The following is a 17,820-nucleotide window of genomic DNA, read 5'->3' as shown; positions in this document are numbered from 1 at the left end:
ACACGGATGACTGTCACACTATCGGGATTGCTACTGCCGGCCGTTCTGGCGTTTCAGGCCCAGGCCTATAATCTGGAAATTCACGGTTCCAATACCGTCGGCGCTACCCTGGCCCCAATGCTGGTTACCGGTTACCTGGCCGAACATGGCGACGAGCAAGTTGCATCCAGGGGCACAGGCGTGGAGAACGAACAGGTCCTGCAAGCGCCAGCGAACAAACTGGCGAGGGAGGTGCTGGTTGCGGCTCACGGATCAAGCACCGGCTTCAAGGCGCTGGCCTCCGGCCAGGCTGACATCTGGGCCTCTTCCCGCCCGGTAAAGCCGCGGGAGGCAGAACAATTCCGGGTCCGGGCGGACCTCACGGCGCCGGAGAGCGAGCACGTCATTGCGATTGATGGGCTGGCCATTCTGGTACACCCGTCCAACCCTGTAAGCACAATGAACATTGAAACCCTGGGCCGGGTATTCGCTGGCCAGATCCGTAACTGGTCCGAGCTGGGCGGACCGGACCGGTCGATCCACCTTTACGCCAGGGATGACCGTTCCGGAACCTGGGACACTTTCAAATCCCTGGTCCTGGGGAAACAGCTGGAACTCGGCAGCAACGTCAAACGCTACGAATCCAACGATCAGCTATCGGATGACGTTAGCCGGGATCCCTCAGGCATTGGTTTCTCTGGCCTGGCCTCGGTTCGAGACAGCAAACTGCTGGCCATCTCGGAAGGCAATGCACCGGCACTCCGACCTAACCAGCTCACCGTCGCCAGCGAGGATTACCCGCTGTCACGGCGTCTGTTCATGTACACACCCGGGAGCGACGTTCCACCTCTTGCCGCCGGCCTGATCGAATTTGCCCTTGGCCCGCAGGGCCAGGCGCTGGTTGCCGAGTCCGGATTCATCTCACAGAACCCCATCGCGGTAAAACCGGAGTTCGACGACTCGACCCCCGAGAGCTTTCGCCGCCTGACCGGCAACTATCACCGCCTGACAGTCAATTTCCGCTTCTCCGAAGGCCGGACCAAGCTCGATAACAAGGCCCGCCGGGACCTGCAACGACTTCAGCAGTACCTGATCCAGAACGGCCGATCGGCCGACGACCTGTTACTGATCGGGTTCGCCGACACCCAAAGCCACGAACTACGGGCCCAGATGATCTCCGAGCTTCGCGCCCTGTCGGTCCGCAAGGCTCTGCAGGAGGTGGACGTTCCCGACGTTGCCTACACCGGTTATGGCCAGTACATGCCGGTCGGCGGCAGTGGCAGCCCTCGCAATGGTCGCGTGGAAGTCTGGATCAAATCCCGCTAGTCGATACCAAAGTCTGACTCACAACTGCGGCAATCACTTATCCGCTGCAGCATCACAGCTATGTTTGGGTTTTCTATACTGAAGGATCACTTCCAACCAACAGACAGGGACAATGGACATCCAAAACGACCACCGTTACGCGATCAACCTCAACGTTCGGGGCATTCAGCCCTCGGCCACCCTTCGTATCAATGAGCTGAGCAACCAGCTCAAATCCGAGGGCAAGGACATTATCAAACTCGGGCTGGGACAATCCCCCTTCCCGGTTCCTGATCGCGTAGTGGACGCTCTCAAGGAGCATGCCCACGAGAAGGACTACCTGCCAGTAAAAGGCCTCAAAGGCTTACGCGAGGCTATTGCAGGTTATATCCGCCGAAGTGAGCGCATGCACTGTACCTGGGAAGACGTGCTGATCGGCCCGGGCTCCAAGGAGCTGCTGTTCATGCTTCAGCTGGCTTACTACGGGGACCTGCTGATCCCTCGCCCCAGCTGGGTTTCCTACGCCCCCCAGGCCCGGATAATCGGTCGCTCGGTGCACTGGCTGCCAACCCACGCCGAGAATAACTGGCAGCTTACCGCCGAGGAACTCGACATCATTTGTCGCGATGACCCCTCGCGTCCCCGCATCCTGATTCTGAACTACCCGTCCAACCCGACCGGCTGTACCTACACTGACGACCAGTTGCTGGCCATTGCCAACGTCGCCCGCAAATACAAACTTATCCTTCTGTCGGATGAGATCTACGGGGAGGTGCATTTTGAAGGCAGGCACAAATCCATCGCCCGTTACTACCCGGAAGGCACCATCATCAGTACCGGCCTGAGCAAGTGGGCCGGCGCCGGTGGCTGGCGCCTGGGCACATTCATCTTCCCCCGGGAGCTCCGGACGCTGCAGGACGCCATGGCGATTATCGCCAGTGAAACCTACACGGCAACCAGCGCCCCCATCCAGCATGCAGCCATCGCGGCTTTCAACGGGGGTGACGACATCGACGAATACCTCAAACAGTCCCGCCGGGTGCTGAAGGTGGTTGGCGAGTACATGCATCGTCGACTGAGCGAAATGGGCGCGGTGGTTCAGAAACCGGAAGGGGCGTTCTACCTCTTCCCGGACTTCTCGGGGTTCCGGGAACAGCTGGCCAGCAAGGACATCAAGACCAGCCAGGCCTTCTGTCAGGCCCTTCTGGAAAGCACCGGCGTGGCTATTCTGCCTGCCAGCGACTTTGGCTTCGTGCCGGATCATCTGGCAGCGCGCCTGGCCTTTGTCGACTTCGACGGCGCCGAATCCCTGGCGCTCGCCGGCGGCGACTATGCCGAACAGGAACTGGGCGACGACTTCGTGAAACAGGCGTGCCCGCGACTCGTCACGGCCATGGACAAGATGGATCAGTGGCTGAACAGCCTCTGATCCTGCCGTGCTAGACTGGCGCCCTCATTCTCTAACGGGATATCAACGGGGGCGCCATGTCTGATTCTGTTTCTCTACTCGAGATTACCGACTTTGCCGAAAACCTGGCCCGGGAAGCCGGCGAACTGATTCGCCGCGAGCGGGACAGCAACACCCTGCGCACCGACTACAAGCATCAGACCGAACTGGTAACCCACGCCGACGTGATGGCCGACGAATTCATCACCGGAGCCATCCGCAAACGCTTCCCCGGCCACCGAATTCTCTCCGAAGAAACCATGCCGGACCTTAGCCAGGCCGAGGAGCTGGACACCCCCCTCTGGATCGTGGACCCCATCGATGGCACCGTGAATTATGCCTACGGCCATCCCCAGGTAGCGGTTTCCATTGCCTATGCTGAAAAAGGTCGCGTTCAGGCCGGAGTGGTGCATGCGCCCTTCCCCGGCGAAACCTTCCGGGCGACTCGCTCCGAAGGTGCTACCCTGAACAACCGCCCGATCCGCCACAGCGGCGCCACCGTGCCCCGTGATGCCCTGTTTGCCACCGGCTTCCCCTACACCAAGGACGCCCTGGAACCGCTGGTCAAACGCCTGGATGCCATGATTCACCAATGCCGCGACCTGCGCCGTATAGGTTCCGCGGCACTGGATATCTGCTGGGTGGCCTGTGGCCGACTGGATATCTACTATGAAAACGTCAGCCCCTGGGACTTCGCGGCCGCCCGCCTGATCGCCCTGGAAGCAGGCGCCACAGCTGGCCATTTCAGTGAAGTGCCTGAGGGCTACCCTGCCGACCTCTGGGGCCGCGATATCCTGATCTCGGCGCCGGCTCTCTGGGAGCCTGTTCGGTCTATCCTTCGGTCTGCCTCGGGGTACGACTGATTATGCTTGTGATTGCCTTCGGGGGTTGTCACTAACCTGTTAACTTCGGGGCGGGCACAGGACGGGAACCCGCTCCGACATCGCTACGGTGATATCGCGAATTCATCTGGAGAAATTTGGTAGGTCGGATTAGACGAAGTCGTAATCCGACACAGTGAAAGTATTCCAAAAGTGTTTTGTTGGATTACGGCTTCGCCTAATCCAACCTACAGGCTTCGTGATTCTATCATTGGAGAGATATCGGAAAGCCCTTCCTGCCCTCGCCTAAACTCCAGGCCAAGCAGGCTAGGAATCTTTAAGAGGCGAACGAAAAACTCAACCCCAAACACCCTCGGCAACCAACCCCCAACTCTCGTCGAAGTCAGTGGAAGGCAACCGTGAGAACGACGAGCGGATAAACCGCTGAATCCGGCCTTCCACGAACACCAGGACGAAATCTGCGCCTCGAGCGGATGTGGTTCTTGGCCGCAGGCCCTGGCGGATCTCGCCTTCCTTGAGGGTTTGCCGAACCTGGGTTTCCAGGCGCTCGAAGAACTGGGAAGCACGTTTGCGCAGAGTGTCGTTTTCGCCCATCAGCGCGTCTCCGGTCAGCACACAGCACAGGCCAGGGTTGCGCTCCGCGAACACCAGTACCAGGTGCACCAGTTGCTGGAGGCGAACCCGCACGTCCTCCTGCTCCTGCAGGATCACCTGACAGCGGGAGAACACGGCCTCTTCAGCGAACTCGATGAGCGCCTCGAACATTTTCCGCTTGCTGGGAAAGTGACGATATAAGGCCGCCTCAGTAACGCCAACGGATTTGGCGAGGCCGGCGGTGGTGATGCGGGCACCCGGATCGGTCTCAAGGAGTTCCACAAGAGCATGGAGAATCGCCTCTCGGCGACTGGGTTTCTGATCAGTCATGGCAGGACAGCAGCGCTCTGATTTATCGTTTTCGGGGCCGGTCGTTCAATGCCGGCCCTCAGTTATCGTTAGTCAGGATTGTGCCCGAGATCAGAAGAAGGTGCCATCAATGGGCGAGGATGCGCTGGCATAGAGCTTCTTGGGCATCCGGCCCGCCAGGTAGGCTTCCCGGCCAGCCTCGATAGCCAGGCGCATGGCATTGGCCATCCTGATCGGGTCTTTGGCCTGGGCAATCGCGGTGTTCATCAATACGCCGTCGCAGCCCAACTCCATGGCGATGGTGGCGTCAGACGCGGTGCCGACACCGGCATCCACGAGCACCGGCACATTGGCGTTCTCGACGATCAGGCGAATGTTGTACCGGTTCTGGATACCCAGCCCGGAGCCTATTGGCGCGCCAAGCGGCATGATAGCCACACAACCCATGTCTTCCAGGCGCTTTGCCAGCAGGGGGTCATCCGAGCAGTAGACCATCACCTTGAAACCATCCTTGATAAGCTCCTCGGCGGCCACCAGCGTTTCGGTCATGTTCGGGTAAAGGGTCTTCTCTTCACCAAGGACCTCCAGCTTCACCAGATCATGACCATCCAGAAGCTCACGGGCCAGCTTGCAGGTGCGTACGGCATCTTTCGCGGTGTAGCAACCGGCCGTGTTGGGCAAAATGGTATAGCTGTCCGGGGAAATCACATCCAGCAGATTCGGCTCATCGGGATTCTGCCCAAGATTGGTACGGCGAACCGCAACGGTGACAATTTCCGCACCACTGGACTCGATGGCGTGACCGGTTTCCATCATATCTCGATATTTGCCGGTGCCGACGAGCAAACGGGATTGGTAGACCCGCCCGGCAATTTCGAGCGGTTTGTCTTCTGGAAGCTGGAATTCGGATGTCTCTGTCATAGTGTTCCTGAATAATTTGAATACTGAAGGATGGAAACCGCCGTGGTTGGCGGGTTTAGCGGACCGCCCTGTTCAGCCGCCGCCAATCGCGTGCACAACTTCAACACGGTCACCATCGCTCAGGGTAAATTCCGGGTGCCGGCTTCGTGGGACTATGTCCTCGTTCACCTCAACCGCCAGCCGCTTGCCTGCGAGAGCCATCTTTTCAATCAGCGTGGCAATGGTTGCGCCGTTCGGCAGCTCCATTGCATTGCCATTTACCTGAACCTGCATCGTGACTCTTGAACCTCTGTATTCATCACTTGTTCCGGCTTAGGCCGGCGGTTATTAACAGCGCCCAACCCACCATGAAGCATACTCCGCCCAGGGGAGTTATCGGACCGATCCAGCGGATGTCTGTCAGCACCAGCAAATAAAGACTGCCGCTGAACAACAGGATGCCGGCCAGAAAAAAACCCGCCGACCAACCCAGCAACTTTCTGGGGAGGCTCTGTCCGGCCAGCAATGCCAACAGAACCAGCGCTACGGAATGGTACATCTGATATGTGACGGCGGTCTGGAAAACTTCAAGGCTACGTTCACTGACCAGGTTGCGCAGCCCATGTGCCCCAAAGGCGCCAGCCATCACCGCCAGAAGCGCCAGGAAGGCTCCCGCAACCAGCGGAAACCCAAGCACACGGCCGGTCGCCTCTTGTACGGACTCAGCAGTCACAGTGGATCTTTTCTCCTGAATCCAGGTTCATCATGGTCAATGCGCCGCCCCAGACACATCCGGTATCCAGGCCTATAAACCGGTCGCTGCCGGTTTTTCCTTCCAGGGCTGCCCAGTGGCCAAACACCACTCGGACATCGTCATTCCGAGGGAAATGAAACCACGGCTCGAAACCTTCAGGGGCGCTGTCGACAGCTTCCTTGGCCGCCAGCTCCAGGGTGCCATCCTCAGCAATAAAGCGCATGCGGGTGAAATAATTGGTAATGACCCGCCAGCGGTCCATACCTTGCAGGGATTCGTCCCAGCGTTCGGGCTGGTTCCCGTACATCTGGGTGAAGTATTCCTCTGCTGCATCGCCCCGGATCACCGCTTCCACTTCCTGAGCACACGCCATGGCCTCGCCGACAGACCATATATGAGGCAAACCGGCGTGGGTCATCACCAGATTCCGGACTGGATCCTGAACGCACAGATTCTGCTGCCGGAGCCAATTCACCAATCGGTCGTAATCAGGTGCTTCCAGAATATCGGCAAGGGTGTCTTTGCGGCGCGTCTGATGACCACCCAGGGACACCGCCAGCAGATGCAGGTCATGATTGCCGAGCACCACCACCGCCGAATCACCAAGGCTTTCGATATACCTCAAGGTTGCCAGTGAGGACGGCCCACGATTGATCAGGTCGCCCGCTACCCACAAACGGTCACGAGAAGGAGAGAAATCCACTTTGTCCAGGACATCCCTCAGGCGTTCGTAACAGCCCTGAATATCGCCTATGGCGTAGTCAGTCATCACTTACCTCGTTGGCCGGATTAGTTGAGCCCTTCTCATCAACCAGCAGGTCTGCAATGGTCACGTAATCGGCCAATCCGAGGTTCTCGGGGCGCAGGCCATCATTGATGCCCAGACTCTGGAGCTGCTCGACCGACACCATACCGCCGAGCGCCTTGCGAAGGGTTTTCCGGCGCGCGTTGAACGCCGTGCGGACCACTGCCTGGAGCGTCACCAAATCCTTTGCCGGGTGGGGCAAGGTCTTGTGAGGTACCAGCCGGACAATAGCCGAATCCACTTTGGGCGCCGGGCGGAAAGCGCCAGGGCCCACCTCAAACAACGGCTGCACCCTGCAGAAGTACTGCGTCATGATGCCAAGGCGCCCGTAATTGTTGTCGCCCGGAACCGCGGCCATCCGCTGCACCACCTCTTTTTGCAGCATGAAGTGCATATCCTGCACAACGCCCGCCTGGGACAGCAGGTGGAAGATCAGGGGCGTCGATATATTGTAAGGCAGGTTACCGATGATCCTCAGGGGACGATCAACCATGAGCTGACTGAAATCAAACTTTAGTGCATCCGCCTCGTGAATCCGGAACTCGGGGTAGTTGAAGAACTTGGTGCGCAGCACCGGTATCAGGTCACGGTCCAGCTCCACAACCTGGAGCCTCGGGTTCACGGCCAATATTTCTTCGGTCAACGCGCCCAGGCCGGGCCCAATTTCCACGATGGAGTCATCGGGTTTCGGATGAATCGCACGGATGATCTGCTCTATGACCCCTGGATCATGCAGGAAGTTCTGGCCAAACCGCTTTCTGGCCTGATGGCCGGCTTTGTTACTCACGAACGGGTCTCTTCCATTGCAGATTTGCGACAACGAGCCATTTGCTCGCCCACCTTAAGGGCCGTATGCAGGCTGCCGGCATCAGCCCTGCCGGTTCCAGCCAGATCCAGAGCCGTACCATGGTCCACGGAGGTGCGGACAATTGGCAGTCCCAGGGTAATGTTCACAGCACGACCAAAGCCCTGAAACTTCAGTACCGGCAAGCCCTGATCGTGATACATGGCAAGAACCGCATCGGCCTGATCGAGCCAGTGCGGTGTAAACAGGGTGTCGGCCGGCAACGGCCCGGTCAGCGAGATTCCCTCGGCCCGCAGAATCTCCAGGGTTGGCTCTATGGTGTCGATTTCCTCCCGACCGAGGTGACCGCCTTCACCGGCATGGGGGTTCAGGCCTGTTACCAGTATTCTCGGCCCGGCAATCCCGAAGAACTTTTTCAAATCGGCATTGAGAATTCGCGTCACCTGGGTCAGGCGCTCCCGGGTAATGGCGGCAGATACGTCCTTGAGCGGTAAGTGGGTGGTTACCAGCGCGACGCGCAGCTCTTCGGTCGCCAGCATCATGACGACCCGCTCAACTCCGCAAAGGGCCTGCAGAAACTCGGTATGGCCACTAAACGCAATGCCGGCGTCGTTGATTACGCCTTTGTGGACAGGCGCCGTCACCATGCCGTCAAAATCTCCGCTCAGGCAGCCGTTGGCAGCAACTTCCAGCGTCCTGAGAACATAAGCACTGCTGCCGGTCTCAAGCCTGCCGGCCTCGTAGCTGGCGCACCCCTCCACATGCAACACCGACAACATGCCAGCTTCCATATGCGGCGACTCTCCGGGCCGCCACGGACGCAGCTCAACTGACAGGTTCAGTTGTCGCGCACGGGCTTCCAGCAACGGCCTGCTGGCAACCACGACGACACCAGCAGTCCGGGGCTCAAGCGCCAGCTGCAGGCACAGCTCGGGGCCGATGCCAGCGGGCTCGCCGGCTGTCAGCGCCAGCACTACGGGATTACTCATCAGGATACCGGCTCTTCTTCTGCCGGCGCGTCCTTCGCGTACTCGCCCTTGAACTCGATGAAGGCCTCATCGCGGATTTCCTGGAGCCAGTTCTGTAATTCGGTCTCGAATTTGCGGCGATAGATGGCCTGGCGAGCCTCGGCGTCGCGCACTTCGCCGCTGATGTCCTTTTGGCGGCGCTCCTGAACCTGCAGGATATGCCAGCCAAACTGGGAGCGGAACGGCCCGCGCAACTCGCCGATATCGGCATTCAGCATGGCCTGTTCAAACGCCGGAACCATCTGCCCAGGACTCACCCAGTCCAGATTACCGCCGTCGGAACCGGACACCGGGTCATCAGAATACTCCCTGGCCAGGGCACTGAAGCTGGCTCCGTTCTGAAGCTGTTGGTACAGGTCCCGGATCAAGGTTTCAGCCTGGCTGTCGGTGGTTGCTTCGGAAGGCCGAATCAGGATGTGACGGACACGATGCTGCTGTATCACCTGCTGCTGCTCGCCACCGCGCTTGTCCATCACCATCACCAGGTGGAAGCCACTGTTGTTCTCCAGAACTTCCGACGGTTCACCCACCGGCAACTCCGGTACAACCGGGGCAACCAGAGACGGCAGCTGGCCTTCCCCACGCCAGCCCATATCCCCACCTTCCAGGGCGTTACTGGCATCGGACTCGGCAACGGCTACCTCGCGGAAATCACGGCCACTGGCAATCTCATCGCGCAGACGCTCGGCCTTTTCCCTGGCCGCATCCACTTCCGCTTCATCCGACGGATCGTCAACGCTGACAAAGATATACGCCAGCCGGTACTGAGCGTTATCGCCACCCCGGGCCTCCAGGCTTTCCAGGTAGTTTTCAACTTCCCGATCGGTTACCCGAACGCGGTTGCCTACCTGGCGCTGCTGAACCCGACTGGTCAGCATCTCTTTACGGATCTGCTCGCGAGCCTGGTTATAGGTCACGCCTTCGACAGCCAGCTGGTTTTCAAACTGCGCCAGGGTCATACCATTGCGCTCGGCAATGTTGGCCATGGTTTCGTTCAGCTCGTTATCGCTGATGCGCATGCCGGCGCGGTCGGCCATCTGCATCTGGATCGATTCGGTGATCAGTTGGTCAAGCACCCGCTCTTCCAGGACCTGCCGCGGCGGCAGCGCCGTGCCCTGTGCACTGAGACGACTGGTAATAGTGCTGATTCGCGCCTCCAGCTCGGTCTGCAGGATGACATCCTCATCGACGATGGCCACCACCTGATCCAGCAGCTTACGCTCGGCCTGAACAGACAGCGGGGCCAGAACGGCAAGAAGAACCAGTAACGTTTGTACACCATGGCGAAGGGTCGCCTTCATAATCACCTCTGCAAATAGAATTTGAGCTTTTCTCGCGTTTTGGGGGCCTTAGTCCAGGATCCATTCAGGGAGTTCCAAAACGACGACGCTCCCTTTCATCAAAACCGTAAATGGCCTCGGAAATACTCGATGAGGCACCATCGCTGCCGCCAAGGCCCTTCAGCTGGATCTGGAACAGTATGCGGCTCTCAAGCTCCCGGTCATCGGTCAGATAGTTCTGGTGCACCACCTGAACACTCCAGCAGCAGTTATTGTATTCCAGCCCGGCAAGGGATCCGACAGTCCGGTCAAGATCCGAATCATAGACCCAGCGGCCGATCAGACTAACACGGTCCGATACCGGGAAAACCGCCGCTATATCGGACTGTTCCAGTTCATCCCTGCTGTACGTGTGCCCGACGCTAGCCAGGTAGCGATAATCACTGGAGTGGAAGGTCAGCTGGCTCCGGCCTTCCTCGGTATTGCCGGTATCTGGATCCCAGAGGCCGGACGACCGGATCTCCAGAGTATCGAGCGGGTTAAGCACCACTTCACCCGCTAGCGGTGAACGGCTCCGGGTGCCGGCACCTTCACCAAACAGGGTCACCTCGCGATCCTCAAAATACTGGACCTGGCCAATACTGAACCGGGCACGCTCTGCCCCGGTGAGCAGGTCATTGAAACGGCTGGTCAGGGCAACCGTCAACTGGTTGGCATCGCCCACCCGGTCACCGCCGGTAAAGCGGTCAGGGCGAAACAGCTGTTCAAAACGAAAGGTCTGAAGGTCGGTATCGAAATCCGGGATGTCGTTCTGGTCCGGATCGGCATCGGCCCAGGCGTAATAGAGCCGGGGCTCCAGAGTCTGGTTGTAGGGCACATCAAACAGGCTGCTCTGTCGGTCGAAATACAACCCGTTATCCCATTCGGCAACCGGCACAGTGCGATCAAAGGTACCATCGCCCAATTCGTAGTCATCCAGATCGTAGCGGGTGTAATCAAGGCTCACCGACGGCCGGCTGAACCCCCACAAGGCCCGCATCGGCAACGCCAGCTCCGGCCGCGCCCGGAAACGCTGGCCATTGGCCCGGTCCAGACCGGTCAGTGCTTCGTTCTCCCGGTAAAACACTGTGTACTGGCTTTCCAGATTGGCCTCCACAATACCGGCACCGGTCTGCCCCGCGTAGATGACTTCCGGCAACTGGGCATAGGGCTTGTCCACATCGGCTATGCGATCACTGATGGTCTGGTAGTCATTGAGGTAGGCATCGAAATACTGCTTGTCGCTTCGGTAGGTCACCCCGCCCTTTCTTTGCAAATGGGTTGCCTGGTTGATCTCCAGGCTGCGGTTCAGATCGCTGAGATAGTCCTCGTCGCTCACCACGGAAAAATCTCCGTAGCCCCGCCAGCCACGACCCAGGGCAGCGCGAGTGGTGGCATCGAGGGCCCAGCGCTCACCGGACTCACCGGGATTTTCCTCCCGGAACGCCGAATCATTGCCGATGTACCCAAGCTGCAGGGTAGTTTCCCCGAGAGAGCTGAGGTACCGGCCTTCGACTTCGTTGAACAGGCCCCGGCCATGAATGTACTGGGGCGTCAGCGTCGCGTCGTAATGGGGTGCCAGATTGAAGTAGTAGGGCACGGCAAGAAAGCCGCCGCTGCCGGCACTGGAAGAGCCGAACTGCGGGTAAAGGAAACCGGACTTGCGGCGATCATCAATGGGAAAGCTCGCCCACGGCCAATAGAACACCGGCACATCCAGGACTTCCAATCGAACGTGTTTCGCGGTACCAAATCCTTGCGCCCGATCCAGCCTGATATCCGAGGCAACAATGGCCCAGTCATTCTGGCTGGGGCCACAGGTGGTCAGAAAGCCATCTTCAATGACTACTTGTTCCTCGCTGATGCGCGACAGACTGCCTGCACGACCGCGCATTTCCGGACCATGAAGCAGGAATGTCGCAGTGTTGATGTCCAGGCGCCCACTATCGACGTCGTAGTTCGCGTTCTCACCAGTGAGAAGGAAGCCGTCGCCGCGACTGACCAGCGGCCCCTGCACCGATACTGCGCCCTCCTGCTGGCTGTAGCGGGCCTCTGAACCGGTTACCTGAAAGCCGCCCTGGCGAATGCGGACATCACCCTGAAGAAACAGCGTCCGGTCAATCTCGTAGCGGGCGTTCAAGCCGCTGGCTTCCAGCGGTTGCTCAGAATCGCTGCCAACGGCAAACGCACTGCCAACGCCATTAGTGCGACCGGAAGGCAGATACCCCCCTTCGCAGAAAAGGGGCAACGAGGACCGGGCCTCGGCTGGCAGCTCTGCTCTGGGCCGCCAGTCTATTTCCGCCGCTGACGGCGGTGTCTCGGCATACCCATCCGTAACGCCCAACCCAACAACCACGGCCAGCAACACACGGCCATTCCGGCTCTGCCACCGGCTTTCCGGCGATTGCAGTGGGCGTTCGGGACATGGCACGGTGGCTGGATCCTGTTCCGGGTGAATTGGAGGACGGGCAATATAGACCGCTGCCTAGTTTACACGTGCCCTCAAGGGTTGTTAACGGAAACTCCGCTGCAAAACCGATTTACCCTCTTTATACTCGTCTGCTAACTTTCGCTGTCAGCGACAACTTATTTTCAGGATCGCAACCCGAGCTATGGATACCCGCCTGCAGTTGCTGACCAACTGGGTCAGACAGTTCCCCGGCTTCGAACAGTGCGAAGCCGAACCGGTCTCCGGCGATGCCAGTTTTCGCCGCTATTTTCGAGTCTGGCAGCGCGCCAATGAGGCGATGGCTTCCGGTGGTGCCGTGCCTTTTATTGTCATGGACGCTCCCCCGGAACATGAAGACTGCGAGCCCTTCGTGGCCATCGCACGGCACTGGCACCGCCAGGGGATTGCCGTACCGGAGATCGTCCAGGCCGATCTGAAGGAGGGCTTCCTGCTGCTGGAGGATTTTGGCGACCGGCTGATGCTCGGCCAGTTGAACGCCGATTCAGCAGATCAGCTCTACCGGAATGCCCTGGCAGAGTTGACCCTCATTGCCCGCCAGCCTTCGCCCGAGGAATACCCCCTACCGCCCTACGATGCCACCCTGCTTGAGCGGGAAATGGCGTTGTTTCCGGACTGGCTACTGGAGCAGCATCTGGGCATGAGCCTCGAAAACAGTGAGCGAGCCCTGCTCGACACCACTTTTTCCATGCTGCGGGAAAGCGCATTGGCCCAGCCGGAAGTGACCGTTCATCGGGACTATCATTCCCGCAATCTGCTGGTCCGCCCGGACAAACCTCGACCCGGCGTCATCGACTTTCAGGACGCTGTCACCGGGCCGGTCACCTATGACGTCGTGTCGCTGCTGAAGGATTGCTACATCCAGTGGCCGGAAGAGCGCATCTGCGAGTGGCTGGAAGCGTATCGCCAGAGCAGCAGTGCCGCAGGCCTCCACCGGGCTGATCCGGAAACCTTCCGACAGTGGTTTGAGCTGATGGGCATGCAGCGCCACCTGAAGGCCGCCGGGATTTTCGCCCGGCTGTCCATCCGGGATGGCAAGCACAGCTATCTCAATGATATTCCCCGAACCGTTCAGTACCTGATCGTTGCCAGCAGCCGGCAGCCGGCCCTGCGCCACTTCCACGAATGGCTCAGCGACACGGTCATGCCCCGGATCTCGGCAAGCATTGGCCCGGCACCCGGCCAGGAGAATCCACCCCAGTGAAAGCCATGATTCTCGCCGCCGGCAAAGGTGAGCGCATGCGGCCACTGACTCTGGCCACACCAAAACCACTGCTCAGAGCCGCTGGCAAGCCTCTGATCAGCTACCATCTGGAGCACCTGCGCCGGGCAGGAATCCGTCACGTGGTTATCAACCACGCCTGGCTGGGAGACCAGATTGAAGAAACCCTGGGGAATGGCGACCAATTCGGACTGTCCATTCAATACTCCCGGGAAGGCGAGCCCCTGGAAACCGCTGGCGGCATCGTGCGCGCCCTGCCCCTGCTTGCCGATGAGGAGTCTGACTGGTTTATCGTGATCAATGGCGATATCTGGAGCGATTTCGACCTGTCACAGCTGACTCCGACGGTTGACGCAGACGCCCTATTGGTTGTCACCGACAACCCAGCACACCACCCTCAAGGTGACTTTAACCTGACCGATCTGGGGTCGCTGATTGACGATGGCCCGGATACGCTGACTTTTACCGGCATCAGTCTGTTGCACCGGCGCCTGTTCGAGGGCCTGACCGACCAGGCCGGAAAGCTGGGACCGGTGTTGCGCAACGCTATGCGCGAAGGCCGCGTGAAGGGGCTTTACCATCCGGGACAATGGGTTGACGTCGGCACCCCGGAACGCCTGCAGGCGCTGGATCGGCGACTGGCCGACAGGGAACCCGAAAACCATGACCGGCAGTAAGAGACAACCGGCGCTGCCGGCCCGGATGGAAGCCGAGTTCTCAAGCCTGATGCGGGAACTCTCGGCCTGCGGCCACCAGGCCCCGACTCTTATTGAGCGCGCCCACCTGCCCCGCTGGTGCCGGCGCCCCCTGTTCTTTTTCCTGGGTTACATCGCCAAGGCAGAGGGACGGGTGACTGAAGCCGACATTGGCCATGCTGAATCCCTGATCAAAGCCATGAGGCTGTCGAAGCGTCAGCGCCAGCGTGCCATTGACTGGTTCCAGCAGGGCAAGTCGGCCGAGCAACTGCCCTTCGTCCGCGGGCTGGCCATGCGCCTGTCCCGCCGTCTATGGCCAGCCCCGGCCCTGAAAGCCGCTATCTGCCTGTGCCACGCCAGTCAATTGAACGGCCGGCCCGGTAGGTCCAGACGCTACCGCTGCGAAGATGCTATCGACCAGATTGGTTTGCCTGTGACCGTCAGCGAGGACATTTTCGACAGCTATGCCAGCAAGGTCTGGACCCGGCACAGCGAGAACCTCTCCATACCCACCAGTTATCAGCAGGCCTGCGAACTCTTGGGAGTTACCCGACGGGATTCACTGGAGGTGATTAAACGGGCCTACCGCAAGAAGGTATCCGAATGCCATCCGGACAAGCTCGCCCAACAGCAGGTTGATGCCCGCGATCGAAGTCTGGCCAAGGAACGTCTGCTCAACTATCAGCAGGCCTGGGATCTGATCAAGCGCCACAACACCTTCCGCCAACCCTAGGGCTAGCGGGATTCCAGCCAGGCGGCAACGCGGCTGGCCACCCCGTCGCCCAGGCCTACCGGTGCAGGACTGAGCCAGGGAATCGGTTGTCGCTCAAAGCCACTCATCCCGGCGCGACGCAACCTCATCCCCATATTCCAGTCCGTTGGATTATCGACGGCTCCGGAGGGATAAAGCTCTAGCAATACAGTGCCCAGCGACGCCAGACGTTCCGGCAGCTCTGGCTGGTCAACGGGGTAAAACTGGGGAGCCACCCAGATAAGCGCGTCGGCATCGGCCCCCTCCAGTAAATAGTTGGTCACGTGTATGCTGGCTCGCCCGACCCCCAGAACAGCCGATGCTTCATAGCCCCGCTCAACCAACATAGCCAGTCCTGCCTGGAGCGCCTGGCTGATCCGGCCTCTGTAGCGCTCCTCAAGATCATCGGCATTCTCTGAGGCCATGACATCAATCATTACCGATTCCGAGGCTTCCTGCTCGACCGCACCCGGTTCAGCCGCCGGCTCCTCTAACGCGGGCCGCATCAGGACCTCGGTCAGAACCGGCGAGGGCGCCTCCAGGCCGAGCGTGAGCACGGCCCAGCCCCTGGAAGCCAACCCCGTTGCGATTGACCCAGTCACCCCGGAAGCGGCGGTTTCGCCTTCGTCCGACAGCACCAGCACCGCGCCACGGGCCGGCAACCTCGCTTCCGGGTAGAACAGCCCTAATGCCCGCTCGTTCTCCTCAAGCTCCAGCCACACCGCCGCCTCGGGAAAGGTCTGGCTCAGGGAGCGTTCGCCGGTTCCCGTCCAGACCAGGGACCGACTCGCAGACTCCGAGGCCGGTGCCGTCGTTCCTTCCGTCTCGTCCGCCGGCCCACCCTGTTCCTGGCCGAAAGCGGTGGACGTCAGCGTAAACAACGACACAAAGGCAAAAACCCAAAGCAGGCCAGGCCGGTAAATCTCGAATCTCTGCACAGATACTGATCCTTTGACTGCGAAAAAACGCGACTGAACTGTTAGACTAGCAGCCATTCTGAATGTGCGGCAGGGACCGCTGACCACGCCATTATCCATTGTTGTGAGAGAGCCGTCATGAACCCTTACCTGATTGCCCCATCCATCCTGTCCGCCGATTTCGCCCGTCTTGGCGAGGAAGTCGACAACGTATTGGCCGCCGGCGCCGATGTCGTGCACTTTGATGTGATGGACAATCACTATGTACCCAATCTCACCATTGGCCCCATGGTCTGCGAGGCGCTGCGCAAGCATGGCGTGACGGCCCCCATTGATGTACACCTGATGGTATCGCCGGTCGACGACCTCATCCGTATGTTTATCGACGCCGGCGCCAGTTACATTACCTTCCATCCGGAAGCGTCCAACCACATTGACCGCTCACTGCAGCTGATACGCGACGGCGGCTGCCAGGCCGGCCTGGTATTTAACCCGGCCACGCCACTGCATTATATGGATCACGTGATGGACAAGCTGGACATGGTGCTGATGATGTCAGTGAATCCCGGCTTCGGCGGCCAGAAATTCATTCCCGGCACCCTCGACAAACTCCGGGAAGCCCGCAAGCGCATAGATGCCAGCAACTTCAATATCCGGCTCGAAATCGACGGTGGCGTGAAGACCGAGAACATTCGGGAAATCGCCGAGGCCGGTGCCGATACCTTTGTGGCAGGTTCTGCCATCTTCAACACCGATGACTACAAAACCACCATCGATGCCATGCGCGAAGAACTGGAACAGGCCCGCAGGGTGATCAGCCAATGAGCCTGGCGGGTTTGTTCAATCCCCGCTGGCCGGGCGTTGCCCTGTTCGATCTCGACGGCACCCTGGTGGACAGTGCACCGGATCTGGCGGCCGCCGTGGACCAGATGCTGGCGCATCTTGGGCGCTCACCGGCGGGTATTGACCGGGTACGGAACTGGGTAGGCAATGGCGCCAGCGTTCTGGTGCGCCGGGCCCTGGCCGGCCAGGTGGACTGGGAACCGGCGAAGCCGAAAGACGACGCCCTGTTCAACGATGCCCTGGCGATTTTCTATCACGCCTACGGCTCCATCAACGGGCAGCATTCAGTGGTCTATGCCGGTGTCGAGGCCTGCCTCACGCACCTGAAGAACCAGGGCTGCCGACTGGGCATCGTCACCAACAAGCCGGAACAATTTGTGGCGCCGCTGCTTGAGCAGATGGGACTGGACCACTGGTTTGATCTGACCGTGGGTGGTGACACCCTCCCGGTCAAGAAACCTGACCCCGCGCCCCTGCTTCATGCCATGGAGACACTGGGGGGAACCCGCGGAACCACGGTAATGGTAGGCGATTCCGGGGCGGATATTAATGCCGCACTGGCAGCAGGCATTCCCTGCGTGGCCGTCCGTTACGGATACAATTATGGGCCCGCCGTGGATACCCTCGGTGCCGATGCGGTTGTTGATTCGCTGGCCGAGCTTTTGTAATCTCACAAGGAACTTACATTGAGCATGTCTTTACGGGAGATTCCTGCCGTGCAGGGACTGAATCTGACTGCAGCGCGAGGCATCCTGACTACCCGCGCAACACGATGGTGGCGATGGCGCACCGGCTGAGCAAGCCCGGAGGCTGACTGGCACCTGCCCGTATAGCCCGC

The 17,820-nt window shown here is 59.8% G+C and carries 18 protein-coding genes; 8 read left to right on the top strand and 10 right to left on the bottom strand.

All coding sequences use genetic code 11. From position 1 onward, the window contains the following. Positions 1-6 precede the first annotated feature (6 nt). The 3 genes from FMN52_RS11565 (at position 7) to FMN52_RS11555 (ending at position 3,594) form a co-directional block, all read left to right on the top strand. A complete protein-coding gene (locus FMN52_RS11565; RefSeq protein WP_240339468.1) occupies positions 7-1,305 on the top strand; it encodes a substrate-binding domain-containing protein in 1,299 nt (432 codons plus the stop codon). A gap of 112 nt (positions 1,306-1,417) precedes the next feature. Beyond that, entirely contained in the window at positions 1,418-2,713 is a 1,296-nt protein-coding gene (locus FMN52_RS11560) for an aminotransferase class I/II-fold pyridoxal phosphate-dependent enzyme (RefSeq protein WP_148608756.1), read from the top strand. 56 nt (positions 2,714-2,769) lie between these two features. Further along, positions 2,770-3,594 (top strand): inositol monophosphatase family protein, encoded by an 825-nt coding sequence (locus FMN52_RS11555; protein ID WP_148608755.1) that lies wholly within the window; start codon positions 2,770-2,772, stop codon positions 3,592-3,594. Between the two features lie 315 nt (positions 3,595-3,909). Here the strand turns inward: FMN52_RS11555 and slmA are convergent, their stop codons facing one another. The 9 genes from slmA to lptD all read right to left on the bottom strand — a co-directional run bounded on the left by slmA (position 3,910) and on the right by lptD (position 12,455). Beyond that, positions 3,910-4,497, bottom strand: coding sequence for a nucleoid occlusion factor SlmA (gene slmA, locus FMN52_RS11550; RefSeq protein WP_008173360.1), 588 nt, complete (start codon positions 4,495-4,497; stop codon positions 3,910-3,912). A gap of 90 nt (positions 4,498-4,587) precedes the next feature. Beyond that, the gene (locus tag FMN52_RS11545; protein ID WP_148608754.1) at positions 4,588-5,397 is read right to left on the bottom strand and encodes a thiazole synthase; all 810 of its coding nucleotides are present in this window, start codon (positions 5,395-5,397) and stop codon (positions 4,588-4,590) included. A 72-nt stretch (positions 5,398-5,469) separates the two neighbouring features. Further along, positions 5,470-5,670 carry a sulfur carrier protein ThiS gene (thiS, locus tag FMN52_RS11540; protein WP_148608753.1) on the bottom strand — a complete coding sequence of 67 codons (201 nt, stop codon included), beginning with the start codon at positions 5,668-5,670 and terminating at the stop codon, positions 5,470-5,472. A 25-nt stretch (positions 5,671-5,695) separates the two neighbouring features. Beyond that, positions 5,696-6,022, bottom strand: a complete 327-nt coding sequence (locus FMN52_RS11535) for a DUF423 domain-containing protein (RefSeq protein ID WP_148609741.1) — start codon at positions 6,020-6,022, stop codon at positions 5,696-5,698. 76 nt (positions 6,023-6,098) lie between these two features. Next, positions 6,099-6,899: a symmetrical bis(5'-nucleosyl)-tetraphosphatase gene (locus FMN52_RS11530; RefSeq protein ID WP_148608752.1), complete on the bottom strand. Its 801-nt coding sequence runs from the start codon at positions 6,897-6,899 to the stop codon at positions 6,099-6,101. Continuing rightward, positions 6,892-7,722 carry a 16S rRNA (adenine(1518)-N(6)/adenine(1519)-N(6))-dimethyltransferase RsmA gene (rsmA, locus tag FMN52_RS11525; protein WP_148608751.1) on the bottom strand — a complete coding sequence of 277 codons (831 nt, stop codon included), beginning with the start codon at positions 7,720-7,722 and terminating at the stop codon, positions 6,892-6,894. The genes FMN52_RS11530 and rsmA overlap by 8 nt, the downstream gene beginning before the upstream one ends. Then, the gene (gene pdxA / locus FMN52_RS11520) at positions 7,719-8,729 is read right to left on the bottom strand and encodes a 4-hydroxythreonine-4-phosphate dehydrogenase PdxA (RefSeq protein ID WP_148608750.1); all 1,011 of its coding nucleotides are present in this window, start codon (positions 8,727-8,729) and stop codon (positions 7,719-7,721) included. Before pdxA ends, rsmA begins: the two co-directional genes overlap by 4 nt. Further along, complete coding sequence (locus FMN52_RS11515) at positions 8,729-10,069, bottom strand: peptidylprolyl isomerase (protein WP_148608749.1); 1,341 nt, start codon at positions 10,067-10,069, stop codon at positions 8,729-8,731. The genes pdxA and FMN52_RS11515 overlap by 1 nt, the downstream gene beginning before the upstream one ends. A gap of 64 nt (positions 10,070-10,133) precedes the next feature. Next, a complete protein-coding gene (gene lptD / locus FMN52_RS11510) occupies positions 10,134-12,455 on the bottom strand; it encodes an LPS assembly protein LptD (RefSeq protein ID WP_148609740.1) in 2,322 nt (773 codons plus the stop codon). A 244-nt stretch (positions 12,456-12,699) separates the two neighbouring features. Here lptD and FMN52_RS11505 point away from each other — a divergent pair, with 244 nt between their 5' ends. Genes FMN52_RS11505 through FMN52_RS11495 form a run of 3 tightly spaced genes read left to right on the top strand, consistent with a single transcriptional unit; the run spans position 12,700 to position 15,204 of the window. After that, on the top strand, positions 12,700-13,758 hold the full coding sequence (locus FMN52_RS11505; protein ID WP_148608748.1) for a phosphotransferase: 1,059 nt from the start codon (positions 12,700-12,702) through the stop codon (positions 13,756-13,758). Then, positions 13,755-14,453 carry an N-acetylmuramate alpha-1-phosphate uridylyltransferase MurU gene (murU, locus tag FMN52_RS11500; protein WP_148608747.1) on the top strand — a complete coding sequence of 233 codons (699 nt, stop codon included), beginning with the start codon at positions 13,755-13,757 and terminating at the stop codon, positions 14,451-14,453. The genes FMN52_RS11505 and murU overlap by 4 nt, the downstream gene beginning before the upstream one ends. Continuing rightward, positions 14,440-15,204 carry a DnaJ domain-containing protein gene (locus FMN52_RS11495; RefSeq protein ID WP_162851869.1) on the top strand — a complete coding sequence of 255 codons (765 nt, stop codon included), beginning with the start codon at positions 14,440-14,442 and terminating at the stop codon, positions 15,202-15,204. The genes murU and FMN52_RS11495 overlap by 14 nt, the downstream gene beginning before the upstream one ends. Before the next feature lie 2 nt (positions 15,205-15,206). Here FMN52_RS11495 and FMN52_RS11490 read toward each other — a convergent pair whose 3' ends face one another. After that, positions 15,207-16,160 (bottom strand): DUF3530 family protein, encoded by a 954-nt coding sequence (locus FMN52_RS11490; RefSeq protein WP_148608746.1) that lies wholly within the window; start codon positions 16,158-16,160, stop codon positions 15,207-15,209. Positions 16,161-16,277: 117 nt separating this feature from the next. On the opposite strand from FMN52_RS11490, the gene rpe reads away from it, so the two are divergent. Next, positions 16,278-16,964, top strand: coding sequence for a ribulose-phosphate 3-epimerase (gene rpe, locus FMN52_RS11485; RefSeq protein ID WP_148608745.1), 687 nt, complete (start codon positions 16,278-16,280; stop codon positions 16,962-16,964). Continuing rightward, the gene (locus FMN52_RS11480) at positions 16,961-17,650 is read left to right on the top strand and encodes a phosphoglycolate phosphatase (protein ID WP_148608744.1); all 690 of its coding nucleotides are present in this window, start codon (positions 16,961-16,963) and stop codon (positions 17,648-17,650) included. The genes rpe and FMN52_RS11480 overlap by 4 nt, the downstream gene beginning before the upstream one ends. Positions 17,651-17,820: the final 170 nt, after the last annotated feature.

The sequence above is a fragment of the Marinobacter sp. BW6 genome, from assembly GCF_008107725.1.
Classification (GTDB): domain Bacteria; phylum Pseudomonadota; class Gammaproteobacteria; order Pseudomonadales; family Oleiphilaceae; genus Marinobacter.
This window is presented reverse-complemented; position numbering and strand designations above follow the sequence as displayed.